At 66.1% G+C, this 13,118-nt stretch carries 12 protein-coding genes; 10 read left to right on the top strand and 2 right to left on the bottom strand.

Annotated features, from left to right (window positions below):
* Positions 1–9: 9 nt before the first annotated feature.
* Entirely contained in the window at positions 10–675 is a 666-nt protein-coding gene (locus tag ABH900_RS03540; protein ID WP_429621320.1) for a TetR/AcrR family transcriptional regulator, read from the bottom strand.
* A gap of 318 nt (positions 676–993) precedes the next feature.
* On the opposite strand from ABH900_RS03540, the gene ndk reads away from it, so the two are divergent.
* From ndk to der, 7 genes are all read left to right on the top strand, one after another.
* Positions 994–1,419 (top strand): nucleoside-diphosphate kinase, encoded by a 426-nt coding sequence (ndk, locus tag ABH900_RS03535; protein WP_429621318.1) that lies wholly within the window; start codon positions 994–996, stop codon positions 1,417–1,419.
* Between the two features lie 10 nt (positions 1,420–1,429).
* Positions 1,430–2,635, top strand: coding sequence for a 23S rRNA (adenine(2503)-C(2))-methyltransferase RlmN (gene rlmN, locus ABH900_RS03530; protein ID WP_429621316.1), 1,206 nt, complete (start codon positions 1,430–1,432; stop codon positions 2,633–2,635).
* Positions 2,622–3,407, top strand: a complete 786-nt coding sequence (gene pilW, locus ABH900_RS03525; protein ID WP_429621314.1) for a type IV pilus biogenesis/stability protein PilW — start codon at positions 2,622–2,624, stop codon at positions 3,405–3,407. The genes rlmN and pilW overlap by 14 nt, the downstream gene beginning before the upstream one ends.
* An 18-nt stretch (positions 3,408–3,425) precedes the next feature.
* A complete protein-coding gene (locus tag ABH900_RS03520) occupies positions 3,426–4,298 on the top strand; it encodes a helix-turn-helix domain-containing protein (RefSeq protein ID WP_429621312.1) in 873 nt (290 codons plus the stop codon).
* Between the two features lie 65 nt (positions 4,299–4,363).
* A complete protein-coding gene (locus ABH900_RS03515) occupies positions 4,364–5,002 on the top strand; it encodes a YfgM family protein (protein WP_429621310.1) in 639 nt (212 codons plus the stop codon).
* On the top strand, positions 5,002–6,210 hold the full coding sequence (gene bamB, locus ABH900_RS03510; protein ID WP_429621308.1) for an outer membrane protein assembly factor BamB: 1,209 nt from the start codon (positions 5,002–5,004) through the stop codon (positions 6,208–6,210). Before ABH900_RS03515 ends, bamB begins: the two co-directional genes overlap by 1 nt.
* Positions 6,211–6,225: 15 nt before the next feature.
* Entirely contained in the window at positions 6,226–7,623 is a 1,398-nt protein-coding gene (der, locus tag ABH900_RS03505) for a ribosome biogenesis GTPase Der (protein ID WP_429621306.1), read from the top strand.
* 61 nt (positions 7,624–7,684) lie between these two features.
* On the opposite strand, the gene ABH900_RS03500 is transcribed toward der, so the two are convergent.
* Entirely contained in the window at positions 7,685–8,719 is a 1,035-nt protein-coding gene (locus tag ABH900_RS03500) for an alcohol dehydrogenase catalytic domain-containing protein (RefSeq protein WP_429621304.1), read from the bottom strand.
* Between the two features lie 107 nt (positions 8,720–8,826).
* On the opposite strand from ABH900_RS03500, the gene ABH900_RS03495 reads away from it, so the two are divergent.
* From ABH900_RS03495 to ABH900_RS03485, 3 genes are all read left to right on the top strand, one after another.
* Complete coding sequence (locus tag ABH900_RS03495; RefSeq protein WP_429621431.1) at positions 8,827–9,750, top strand: LysR family transcriptional regulator; 924 nt, start codon at positions 8,827–8,829, stop codon at positions 9,748–9,750.
* Positions 9,751–9,810: 60 nt separating this feature from the next.
* The gene (moeB, locus tag ABH900_RS03490) at positions 9,811–10,947 is read left to right on the top strand and encodes a molybdopterin-synthase adenylyltransferase MoeB (protein WP_429621302.1); all 1,137 of its coding nucleotides are present in this window, start codon (positions 9,811–9,813) and stop codon (positions 10,945–10,947) included.
* Positions 10,948–11,224: 277 nt separating this feature from the next.
* Positions 11,225–13,057 (top strand): monovalent cation:proton antiporter-2 (CPA2) family protein, encoded by a 1,833-nt coding sequence (locus ABH900_RS03485; protein WP_429621300.1) that lies wholly within the window; start codon positions 11,225–11,227, stop codon positions 13,055–13,057.
* The last annotated feature ends 61 nt before the right edge of the window (positions 13,058–13,118 follow it).

Genomic DNA, 13,118 nt, shown 5'->3' with positions numbered 1-13,118 from the left:
GGTCAGCAGTTACTGGGTGGAATCAATGGAAGCGGGTAGGGCGCTGGCGCGAGCGGCGGCGCGGAACCCGGCTTCGGCGAAATGGATCAGTTCGTGGGCGGCATGGGCACGATGCGCCGCTTCGGTGACACCGGCGGGACGCTTGATCAGCCCGAAGTCGGCCATGGCATAGGTGAGCGAGCCGGCAAGGAAGTCCAGGCGCCAGTACAGCTCTTCCTTGCTAAGGTCGGGTACGCACTCGCCGATGGCCTTGCCGAACGCGCGCAGTACGTGGCCGTAGTGGTCGGACAGGAACTTGCGCAGGTTGTCGTTCTTTTCGGCGTAGGCGCGGGCGATCACGCGGACGAAGGCGCCGCCGTTCTGGCGGTCCTGGGCCAGCGCCAGCGCCGGTTCGACGAAGGCGGCCAGCACCGGGCGCAGTTCGCCCGGGTGTTCGGCGCGGGCGCGCTCGAGCTGGGTCAGGCGCGCCCCGGTCATCTCGTCCATGCGGCGGCGGAACACCTCGTTGACCAGGTTTTCCTTGGAACCGAAGTGGTAGTTGACCGCAGCGATGTTGACGTCGGCCTGGCTGGTGACCTGGCGCAGCGAGGTGCCGGCGAAGCCGTGCTGGGCGAACAGCTCCTCGGCGGCACCGAGGATCCGGTCCTTGGTCGAGAAGTGGGCGGGCTTGGCCATCGGTGGGCGGACCTTAATCAAACGATTGTTTGATACTAGAACCAGACGGTAGCGTATGGCATTTTGCAGTGCAGCAAAAATGGCGGGGCAGTTACAGGGGATTCAGTAGTGCCAGCCCATGGCTGGCAGCTCACGTTCCTGAATGGGAGCCCCGGACCCGCAACGCCCAGCAGGGGGCCTGCCAGCCATGGGCTGGCACTACTGAGTGGGATCTCTTACAATCCGCGCACGTTTATCAGGCTAAGCCCGCGTTTCGACGCGGCTTTTTTTTTGTTACCCTTCGGGCCATCAGCGGCCCGATTCCATTGGAGACATCCCATGGCGCTGGAGCGCACCCTTTCGATCGTCAAGCCGGACGCCGTTGCCAAGAACGTCATCGGCGAAATCTATGCCCGCTTCGAGAAGGCCGGCCTGAAGATCGTGGCCGCCAAGTACAAGCAGCTGTCGCGCCGTGAAGCCGAAGGCTTCTACGCCGTGCACCGCGAGCGTCCGTTCTTCAACGCGCTGGTCGAGTTCATGATCTCCGGCCCGGTGATGATCCAGGCCCTGGAAGGCGAGAACGCCGTCCTGGCCCACCGCGACCTGCTGGGCGCCACCAACCCGAAGGAAGCCGCTGCGGGCACCATCCGCGCCGACTTCGCCGAATCCATCGATGCCAATGCCGCCCACGGCTCGGACTCGGTCGAGAATGCCGCGATTGAAATCGCCTACTTCTTCGCCGCCACCGAAGTCGTCTCGCGCTGAGAGTAATGCCGTGAACGAGGTCGTACAGAAAATCGCCATCCAGCCGCTGCCGAAGTCGGCACCCACGGCTGGCAAGCAGAACCTGCTCGACCTCGATCGCGCGGGCCTGGAGAAGTTTTTCGTCGAGGTTCTCGGCGAGAAGAAATTCCGCGCCCATCAGGTGATGAAGTGGATCCACCATCGCTACGTCACCGAGTTCGATGAGATGACCGACCTCGGCAAGGTCCTGCGCGCCAAGCTGCAGGAGCATGCCGAGGTCCTCGTCCCGAACATCATCTTCGACAAGCCCTCCGCCGACGGCACTCACAAGTGGCTGCTGGCGATGGGCGTGGATGGCAAGAACGCCATCGAGACCGTGTACATCCCGGACAAGACCCGCGGCACGCTGTGCGTGTCCTCGCAGGTCGGTTGCGGCCTGAACTGCACGTTCTGCTCCACCGCCACCCAGGGCTTCAACCGCAACCTGACCACCGCCGAGATCATCGGCCAGGTGTGGGTGGCCGCTCGCCACCTGGGCAACGTGCCGCACCAGATGCGCCGCCTCACCAATGTGGTGATGATGGGCATGGGCGAGCCGCTGATGAATTTCGACAACGTCGTGCGCGCCATGAGCGTGATGCGCGACGACCTGGGCTACGGCCTGGCCAACAAGCGCGTGACGCTTTCGACCTCAGGGCTGGTCCCGCAGATCGATCGACTGTCGACCGAAAGCGACGTGTCGCTGGCGGTGTCGCTGCATGCGCCGAACGATGCGCTGCGCGAGACGCTGGTGCCGCTCAACAAGAAGTACCCGATCGCCGAGCTGATGGCTTCGTGCGCACGCTACCTGCGCGCCAACAAGCGCCGCGAATCGGTGACCTTCGAATACACCCTGATGAAGGGCATCAACGACAAGCCCGAGCATGCCCGCGAGTTGGCCCGCCTGATGCGCCAGTTCGACAACGCGGTGCAGGCCAAGGACTCGGGCAAGGTCAACCTGATCCCGTTCAACCCGTTCCCGGGTACCCGCTACGAGCGTTCCGAAGAAGCGCATATCCGCGCCTTCCAGAAGATCCTGCTCGACAGCAACGTGCTGACGATGGTGCGCCGTACCCGTGGCGACGACATCGACGCCGCCTGTGGCCAGCTCAAGGGCCAGGTGATGGACCGCACCCGCCGCCAGGCCGAGTTCAACAAGACACTGCAGGCAGGGAAGGGGAGCGATGCTGCGGCCTGACCGCCTCTGGCTGGTTCTGATCGCAGGCGCGCTGGCCATCACGGTCGGCGGCTGCAAATCCCATCCCAAGGCCAAGCTCGGCCCGAGCCAGGCGCCCGTCTATTCGGTGGGTGATCCGGAAAGCGTGCGACGCGAAGTGCGTTGGCGCGATCTGCTCACGCTGGCCACGCGTGACATGCAGGTCGGCAATCTCGACGCCGCCGAGCGCAAGGTGCGCGAGGCGCTGAAACTGGCGCCCGAGGCCCCCGATGCGCTGGTGCTGCAGGCCGGCATCGATGACCGCCGTGGCCGCACCCGCGAGGCGGGCGAGAACTTCCGCAAGGCCGCCGAGCGGGCACCGCAGCGCGGCGACGTGCTCAACAACTACGGAGCCTGGCTGTGCCAGCAGGGTCAACCGGCAGAATCGCTGGCCTGGTTCGACCGGGCGCTGCAGGCGCCGGGCTATGCCACCCCGGGCGAAGCGCAGGCCAATGCCGGCAGTTGCGCGCTGGATGCCGGCCAGCTCGAACGTGCCGAACGCGACCTGCGTGCGGCCCTCGTCGCGGCCCCGGCCAACCCGGTCGCGCTGGAGTCCATGGCCCAGCTGAGCTTCCGCCAGGGCCGCTACATGGAGGCCCGGGCCTTCGCCGAACGGAGGATCGCGGCTGCACCCGCAACGCGTTCCGTGTTACAACTTGCGTCTCAAATCGAAGCGCGGCTGGGCGATCGGGCGGCATCTGATCGCTATCTGCAGCGCATTCGACAGGAATTTCCGCAGGAAGCGGGCTCCTAACTCCAGGGTTGATGCATTGTGATTGATGACCAGACTGTGAGCGCTCTCGAGACTGTGGCCGGCTGCGGCACCCGCCTGCGCCAGGCCCGTGAGGCGGCCGGACTGACCCTCGAAGAGGTCGGCTCGCGCCTGCGCATGCCGATGCAGGTGGTCAGGTCGCTGGAAGAAGAGCAGTGGCAGAAACTGGGTGCGCCGGTATTCGTGCGCGGCCAGCTGCGCAGCTATGCGCGCCTGCTGAACGTGGATGTCAGCCAGCTGCTGGAGCAGGCCCAGGTCGGTCCGGTGGTTCCGCCCACCCTGGTCAGCCATACCCATACCCCGCGTGCGCGCCGCATCGCCGAGAACCTCGGCCGGCGTGTGCTGTATGTCGGCATCACCGCGGTGCTGGCCGTGCCGGTGTGGTTCGCCACCCGTGGCCACTTCGACGGCAGCGCGACCCCGTCGCCGAGCACCGCCTCGCTGGACGTGATCCCGGCCGCCGTGCCGGTGACCCCGTCTGCAGCTGGCGTCGAGACGACCGCGCCAGCCGATGCCGCAACTGCCCCGGCCAGCAAGCCGGCGGCGACGCCGTACGTGGCCTCGCTGGCCCCGGTGCCGCGTCCGGCCCCTGCGGCGGCAGCCGTGGGTAATGCCCTTGAAATGCAGTTCAGTGGTGACAGCTGGGTCGACATCGGCGGTCCGGACGGCGGCACCGTCGAGAAGGCGCTGATCAAGTCCGGCGAGACGCGCACCTTCACGCCGGGCCAGGTCGCCCGGGTGACCTTGGGCAACGCCTCGGCGGTCCAGGTTCAGCAGAACGGCGCTATCGTCGATCTGACCCCCTACCAGCGAGCCAACGTGGCACGCTTTCAGGTATCCTCTGAAGGCTCCGTAGTCCCGGTTTCGCACTGAGGCGCGGTTTCACCACCTTCGATTAATCCCAATGGTCCCTCCCGATGGGCGGGGCGAGAGTACGCATGGCGATCGACGATCTGCTCGACGAGCACGAACAAAGTGAACGCGTCCGCAGCTGGCTGCGGAAGAATGGCGCCAGCATCCTCGGTGGCGTGGTCATCGCCATCGGTGCCATTGCCGGCTGGCAGTGGTACCAGAAGGATCAGGGGGGCAAGCTGGCCTCGGCCAATGTCGAGTACCAGAAGGCGCTCGACGGCCTGCAGAAGAACCAGCTCGACGATGCCGCCAAGGCGGTCAAGGCGCTCGAAGCCGGCCCGTCCAGCATCTACGGCGACCTCGCGGCGCTGCAGCTGGCCAAGGCCCAGGTCGACGCGGGCAAGAACGAAGAAGCGCTGGCCATCCTGCGTGGCGTGAAGGTCGAAGGCGACCTGCAGCAGGTGGTCGACCAGCGCGTGGCCCGCCTGTTGGTGGCCACCGGCAAGAGCGATGAGGCGATCAAGATGCTTGGCAACGCCACCGACAGCAGCAGCCTGGAAATCCATGGCGACGCGCTGATGGCGCAGGGCAAGCGCGATGACGCCCGTGCACAGTATGAGAAGGCGCTGAAGACGCTGGACGTGGCAGCGCCGCAGCGGCGCCTGCTGGAAACCAAGGTTATGGACGCCGGCGGCACGGTCGCCGCCCCTGCGGAGTCGGTTTGATGAGTCAGAAGGTCATGATCACCCGCGTCGCCACCGTGCTCCTGATGGGCATGGCCCTGACCGGCTGCAGCACCATGAAGGGCTGGTTCGCTGGCAAGGACGCGGCCGCGAAGAAGGCACAGGAACCGGCTGAGCTGGTCAAGTTCGAGCCGACCCTGAAGGTCAGCAAGGCCTGGTCGGTCAACCTCGGCAAGGGCGAGCGCCGCATCGGCGTGCGCCAGGGCCCGGCGGTGGCCAACGGCCACGTGTTCGCTGCGGCGATCACCGGTGGCGTGCACGCCATCGACCTGCAGACCGGCAAGAAGGTCTGGACCTGGGAGCCGAAGAAGGAAAAGAAGAAGGCCAAGCTGCGCCTGTCCGGCGGCCCGGGTGTCGGTGAGAACCTGGTGGTGATCGGCACGCTGGACGGCCAGGTCATCGCGCTGGACATCAACGACGGCAGCGAAAAGTGGCGCGCCCGGGTTCCGGGTGAAGTCATCGCCGCGCCGGCCGTTGCCCAGGGCATGGTCTACGTGCGCAGCAATGACGGCCGTGTTACCGCCTTCGACAGCGGCAACGGCACCCAGAAGTGGTTCAACCCGAGCGAACTGCCGGCGCTGACCGTGCGCGGCAATGCGCCGGTGGTGGTCGGTCCGGGCGTGCTGTTCATCGGCAAGGACGAGGGCGCGGTTGCGGCCCTGGCCCAGCAGGATGGCCGCACGCTTTGGGAACAGAACCTCGGCAACGGCGAAGGCCGCACCGAGCTGGAGCGCATGGCCGACGTCGACGGCGCCCCGGTGCTCGAAGGCAACACGCTGTTCGTGAGCAGCTTCAAGAACCAGACCATGGCCATCGAAGGCCCGACCGGTCGCCCGCTGTGGGCGCGCGACCATGGCGGTGCCGGTGGTGTGGCGGTGTCGTCCGGCAATGTGTTCGTTACCGACAACAAGGGCGGCGTGTTCGGTCTGGACAAGGCCAGCGGCGCCGCGATGTGGTCGCAGACCGCACTGGCCCGTCGTTCGCTGACCGGTCCGGCACTGCACGGCGACTACGTGGTGGTCGGTGATTACAAGGGATACCTGCATTGGCTGCAGGCTTCAGACGGCGCGCTGGCGGCGCGGGCAAAGAGCGGCGGTGATGCGCTTCTGGCCCAGCCAATCGTCGTCGATGGGGTGCTGCTGGTGCAGAACGTTGATGGCAAGCTGACCGCCTTCCGGTTGGCAAATTAAATTGGAGTAATCGCGATGCTGCCTTTGGTCGCCCTGGTTGGACGGCCGAATGTCGGCAAGTCGACTATTTTCAATGCGCTTACGCGCACCCGTGACGCGCTGGTTCATGACCAGCCCGGCGTCACCCGTGACCGCAACTACGGTGTCTGCCGTCTGGACGAGGACAATCATTTCCTCGTCGTCGACACCGGCGGTATCGCGGAAGAGGAAGAAGGCCTGGCGGGTGCTACCACGCGCCAGGCGCGCGCCGCCGCTGCCGAAGCCGATCTGATCCTGTTCGTGGTCGATGCCCGTGAGGGTACGTCGGCGATGGACGACGAGATCCTGGCGTGGCTGCGCAAGCTGTCGCGCCCGACGCTGCTGCTGATCAACAAGATCGACGGCACCGACGAGGACACCGTGCGTTCGGAGTTCGCCCGTTACGGCTTCGGCGAGATGCTGACCGTGTCGGCGGCCCACCGCCAGGGCCTGGACGACCTGCTGGAGGAAGTGGTCCAGCGCCTGCCGGAAGAAGGCAGCGGCGAAGAACTGGACAACGATCCGAACCGCATCCGCATCGCCTTCGTCGGTCGCCCGAACGTGGGCAAGTCGACCCTGGTCAACCGCATCCTCGGCGAGGAGCGCATGATCGCTTCGGACGTGCCGGGCACCACCCGCGATTCGATCGCGGTGGACCTGGAGCGTGACGGCCGCGAATACCGCCTGATCGATACGGCTGGCCTGCGTCGCCGTTCGCGCGTGGACGAGGTCGTCGAGAAGTTCTCGGTGGTCAAGACCATGCAGTCGATCGAGCAGTGCCAGGTGGCCGTGCTGATGCTGGACGCCACCGAAGGCGTGACCGACCAGGACGCCACCGTGCTCGGTGCCGTGCTCGATGCCGGCCGCGCGCTGGTGATCGCCATCAACAAGTGGGATGGCCTGACCGAGTACCAGCGCGAGCAGGCTGAAACCATGTTGTCGCTGCGGCTGGGCTTCGTGCCGTGGGCCGAGTCGGTGCGCATCTCGGCCAAGCATGGCTCGGGCCTGCGCGAGTTGTTCCGTGCCGTGCACCGCGCGCACGAATCGGCGAACAAGACCTTCACCACCAGCGAAGTGAACAAGGCGCTGGAAGTGGCGTACGAGACCAACCCGCCGCCGACCATCCGCGGCCATGTCTCCAAGCTGCGTTACGTGCATCCGGCCGGGGCAAACCCGCCGACCTTCATCGTGCACGGCACGCGCTTGAAGGAGCTGCAGGAATCGTACAAGCGCTACCTGGAGAACTTCTTCCGCAAGCGCTTCAAGCTGGTGGGTACGCCGGTGAGCTTCATCTTCCGCGAGGGCGCCAACCCGTACGAGGGCAAGAAGAACGTCCTCACCGAGCGGCAGGTCAAGGCCAAGCGGCGCTTGATGAAGCACGTCAAGGGCAAGTGATGCAGAGAAAGGCGGCCTGAGGGCCGCCTTTTTCGTTGCGGTGCATGGGCGGCCGCCTTCCTCAGGCGTGGCCCCACGGCAACAGCACGCCGCGGAACCTCATCCTTCCTGACGACAGGCGGTCATACGCCTCGGTCGCCTGCTCCAGATCAAAGGTCTCGACCATCGGCTTCACCTTGCCGGCGGCGGCAAGCTGCAGCACTTCGCTGAGGTAGTGCTGGCCACCATGGGTGGCGCCGATCACGCGCTGGCGCATCATGTGGAACGGCACGCCTTCGGATGAGATCGAGAAGGGCTGGCTGAAGTCCAGGCCGCACAGCACAACGCGCCCGTCGACACGCAGGCCGGTCATCGCTTCTTCGGCCGAGCTGAATTCATTGGTGGTCACCAGCAGCACGTCGGCGCCGCCGATGGCCTTCAACTCCTTGCCATTGGCCACGACCTTGTCGGCGCCCAGCTGCTGGGCGAGCGCATGCTTGTCTGCGGAATGGGTGATGGCGATGGTCTCGAACCCACAGGCCTTGGACAGCTGCAGGGCGACATGGCCCAGTCCACCGATACCCAGTACCGCGATCTTCTCCCGTGGCTGGGGCGCCGCATCGCGCAACCCGCTCCAGGTGGTGTAACCGGCACACATCATCGGCGCGGCGTCCACGTAGGAGAGGCCGTCAGGCAGCAGTACCGTGCCTTCGGCGGAGATGGCGATGTACTGTGCGTGTCCACCCTGCGCGGCGAAGCCAGTGGTGCGGGGTGCATCGCAGTTCATCGCGGTCTGCCCGGACAAGGGGCGGCTCTCGCGGCAGTAGGGGCACCGCCCGCACGCGGATTGGACCCATGAGGTGCCCACGCGATCACCTACCCGCCGCGTGTGCACGCCGGCGCCCACTTCCACGACCTCGCCGACCACTTCATGCCCCGGTGTCTGCGGGTAGATGTCGCCGCCATAACCCTGGGTTGCCCACACGTCCGTGTAGCACATGCCCGACGCGTGGACCTTGACCAGTACCTGGCCCGGTTCGATCACGGGCATCGGCACGTCCTGGACCTGCCACGGCGCATTCGGCCCGGTCATCACAACCGCTTTCATCGTCTTCATCGTCTTGATCCTGTCCCGGTGGGTGAGCGCCGAGGGCGTGTGCCCGCGGACAACCCGGAGCGTAGAATCGGTTGACTATCAAGACAATCGCTTCAATATTTCACGATATGGTGAGCCGTATTCAACAAATGAGCGGAGGGGATCTGACCGCCTTCACCGCGTTCCTGGCGGTGGCGGCGCATCGGAGCTTCCGCAGCGCGGCGGCAGAGCTGAACATCACGCCGTCGGCGATCAGCCATGCGATCAAGGCGCTCGAGCAGCGGCTGGGTGCGCGCCTGTTCAATCGCACCACGCGCAGCGTCTCGCTGACCGATGCCGGGGAGCGCCTGGCGGAAAGACTGCGGCCGGCCATGGCCTCGATCGAGGAGGCCCTGCAGTCCGTGGATACCGAAGCGGGCACGCCGCGTGGCACGGTCCGCATCAACGCCAGTGAAGGCGCCATACGGCTCGTGCTGAAACCGGTGCTTGCGCGGTTCCTGCGCCAGTACCCGCAGGTCCACCTGGACATTGTCAGTGACGGCCGGTTGGGCGATATCGTTTTGGAGGGTTTCGATGCGGGTATCCGCCTGACCGAAGCCGTACCCCAGGACATGGTCGCGATTGCAGTGACCACCCCCATGCGCTTCGCGGCGGTTGCCTCGCCGGCGTACCTGCAGGCGCGTGGGCGGCCACTGCGGCCGCTGGATCTGCATCAGCACGACTGCATCCGTTTCCGCTTTGAAAGTGGGGCGATCTACCGGTGGGAGTTCGAGCATCAAGGCACCACCGAGCGGGTGAACGTCTCGGGGCCGATCACGCTGACGGACCAGCCGTTGATGGTCGACGCGGCCATTGAAGGTATCGGCATCGCCTTCGTTCCCGAGCATCTGGCACTGGAGCCGTTGGCCGATGGCCGCCTACTGCGGCTGCTTGAGGACTGGTGTCCTGAATTTCCTGGCCTCTCGCTGTACTACCCGGGCCATCGGCATGTGCCGCCCGGGCTGAAAGCGCTGATCGGTCTTCTTCAGGAACAGCACGGCGGGCGCGGGTAGTCCGGGTAGCGCCGGGCATTGATCAAGGCAAGGCAGAGCGGCCTGCGTGATAATGCGGCCATGAGCATCCAAGAGCTTTCCCCCGCGCAGGCACGCGAGCGCCTGGCCCATGGCGCGGTGCTGATCGATGTGCGCGAGGCGCACGAACGGGCCGGCGGAATGGCCGAGGGCGCGCGCGGCGTGGCCAAGGGCGAGCTGCTGGCCGACCCGACCGCGCATCTGCCGCGGCACGACCAGGAAATCCTGCTGATCTGCCAGAGCGGCAAGCGCTCGGCCGACGCCGCGCAGTTCCTGCTGGAGGCCGGCTACACCCACGTCGCTTCCGTGACGGGCGGCACCGTGGCCTGGCGCGAGCAGTCGCTGCCGCTGGTGCAGCCGCTGGCCAGTGCTGCCGACCGCGACTTCTACGATCGCTATTCGCGCCACCTGCTGCTGCCACAGGTGGGCGAGGCCGGCCAGCGCCGGCTGCAGCAATCACGCGTGCTGGTGCTGGGCGCGGGTGGGCTGGGCGCGCCGGCTGGTTTCTACCTGGCCGCCGCCGGGGTAGGGCACCTGCGCTTCGCCGACCACGACCGCGTGGAGCGCAGCAACCTGCACCGGCAGATCGTGCATACCGAAGCCAGCGTCGGCCAGTTCAAGGTCGATTCCGCACGCGAGCGGCTGCTGGCGTTGAACCCGTCGATCGAGGTCGAGGCGGTGCCCGAGCGGGTCACCTCTGAAAACGTGGATGCGCTGCTGGAGGGAGTGGATGTGGTGCTGGATGGGTCGGACAACTTCCCGCTGCGCTACCTGCTCAACGACGCCTGCATCAAGCACGCCAAGCCGTTGGTGTATGCCGCCATCGAGCGCTTTGACGGCCAGGTCAGCGTGTTCGACGCCGGCCGCCAGCGTGGTGTGGCGCCGTGCTACCGCTGCCTGTTCCCGGAACCGCCGCCGCCGGAGTTCGCGCCGAACTGTTCCGAAGCGGGAGTGCTGGGGGTGCTGCCTGGGTTGGCCGGCGTGCTGCAGGCCACCGAGGTGCTGAAGCTGCTGCTGGGCATCGGCGAGCCGCTGGTGGGGCGGTTGCTGCGCTTCGATGCGCTGGGCATGCGTTTCCGCGAGACCGGTATCCGGCCCGACCCGCAGTGCCCGGTGTGCGCGCCGGGTGTGCCGTTCCCGGGGTATATCGATTACGCCGCGTTCTGCCGGGGTGGGTGAACCCGGCCGGGGAATGCATTGATGGATGCCGACCTTGGTCGGCGCTTTCGTGCCAACCAAGGTTGGCACCTACCGAAGCGGATGCAAGGTTGGCACCTACCGAAGCGGGTGCATGGTTGGCATCTACCGATGTGCATGCGTGGTTTCGGGATGATGTTGGGGGTCACTCCTGGCATCGTTCCACCTCCAAGACAATCCGACGCAACCTGCGTGCTATTGCCGTCATCGGCATTGCTCTATTGTTGAACCCGATTCTGGATCTTGGGGAAAACACCGCATGGCGGTAGAAGCAGCGACCAGCGAGCTGGTCAAGGTCGTCGCCCTGTTGGGCGCGGCGGTGGTGATGGTGCCTTTGTTCCGCCGGGCCGGTCTGGGCTCGGTACTGGGCTACTTCGCCGCTGGCCTGGCGATCGGACCGTTCGGGCTGGGCTGGTTCTCCGACCCGCAGGCGATCCTGCATACCGCTGAACTCGGCGTGGTGATGTTCCTGTTCGTGATCGGCCTGGAGATGCGGCCCTCACACCTGTGGAGCCTGCGCAAGGAAATCTTCGGGCTGGGCACGCTGCAGATCGCCACCTGTGCGCTGGTGCTGACCAGCATCGCCAAGCTCTTTGGCCTGCCGTGGCAGGTCGCCTTCATCGGCGCCACCGGCTTCGTGCTGACCTCCACGGCGGTGGTGATGCAGCTGCTGGCCGAGCGTGGTGACATCGCGTTGCCGTCGGGGCAGAAGATCGTCTCGATCCTGCTGTTCGAAGACCTGCTGATCGTACCGTTGCTGGCGCTGGTGGCTTGGATGGGTCCGACCGCTGGCAGTGTGGATGGCGAAGGCTCGCGCTGGATGTCGGTGGCGATCGGCGTGGGCGCCATTGTCGGCCTGGTGCTGGTCGGCCGCTTCCTGCTTAACCCGCTGTTCCGCGTGCTGGCCGAATCGAAGGCGCGCGAGGTGATGACCGCCGCCGCGCTGCTGGTGGTGCTGGGCGCAGCGTTGCTGATGCAGCTGTCCGGCCTGTCGATGGCGATGGGCGCGTTCCTGGCCGGCGTGCTGTTGAGCGAGTCGACCTTCCGCCACCAGATTGAAGCGGACATCGAACCGTTCCGCGGCATCCTGCTCGGCCTGTTCTTCCTCAGCGTGGGCATGGCACTGGACCTGAGCGTGGTGGCTGCGCACTGGCAGCTGATCCTCGGCCTGGTGCTGGCGTTGATGGCGGCCAAGGCGCTGTGCATCTACGTGGTCGCGCGCATCATGGGCAGCGACCACGCACAGGCGCTGGACCGTGGCGTGCTGATGGCGCAGGGCGGCGAATTCGCCTTCGTGTTGTTCTCCGCCGCCGCATCGGCCGGCGTGATCAATCTGGAGATCAATGCCAACTTCACCGCCGTGGTGGTGCTGTCGATGGCGCTCACGCCGCTGGTGGTGCTGGTCTACAAGCGCATCGCACCGAAGCCGACGGTGAACATGGACGGCGTGGACGAGGCCGACGGCCTGTCCGGCAGCGTGCTGCTGATCGGCTTCGGCCGCTTCGGTCAAGTCGCCAGCCAGTCGCTGCTGGCGCGCGACGTGGACGTGACCATCATCGACAACGATGTGGAGATGATCCAGAGCGCGGCGCGATTCGGTTTCAAGATCTATTACGGCGACGGCACCCGTCTGGACGTACTGCATGCCTCCGGCGCGGCCACCGCACGTGCAATTGCGGTGTGCGTGGACAAGGCCGAGGCGGCCGACCGCATCGTTGAACTGGTGGTGCACGAATTCCCGCAGGCCAAGTTGATGGTGCGCTCGTTCGATCGCGAACATTCGCTGCGGCTGATCCATGCCGGTGTCGATTTCCAGATCCGCGAGACGTTTGAATCGGCGGTGCTGTTCGGCCAGGCCGCGCTGGTGGAGCTGGGCGCGGATGAGGATGATGCGGTGGAGATCGCCGCCGAGATCCGTCGCCGCGATGCCGAGCGTTTCGAGCTGGAAATTGCCGGTGGCGGTCTGAATGCCGGCGCGCGGATGATCTACGGCAACAGCGCGCAGGGCGTGCCGACGCCGACCCCGTTCACTGCGCCGAAGCGCGAGAGCAAGACGCTCAATCCGCAGGATGTGCCGGAAGAGGAAGAATGAGGTTTGCGGGTCGGATCCCTTTCCAACGGAAAGGGCTCTGACCCGTTTTGCCATGTTGGGG

The sequence above is a fragment of the Stenotrophomonas sp. AN71 genome, assembly GCF_050435725.1.
Lineage (GTDB): Bacteria > Pseudomonadota > Gammaproteobacteria > Xanthomonadales > Xanthomonadaceae > Stenotrophomonas.
Note: the sequence above shows the minus strand (reverse complement) of the source record. Positions and strands in the feature narration are given on the sequence as shown.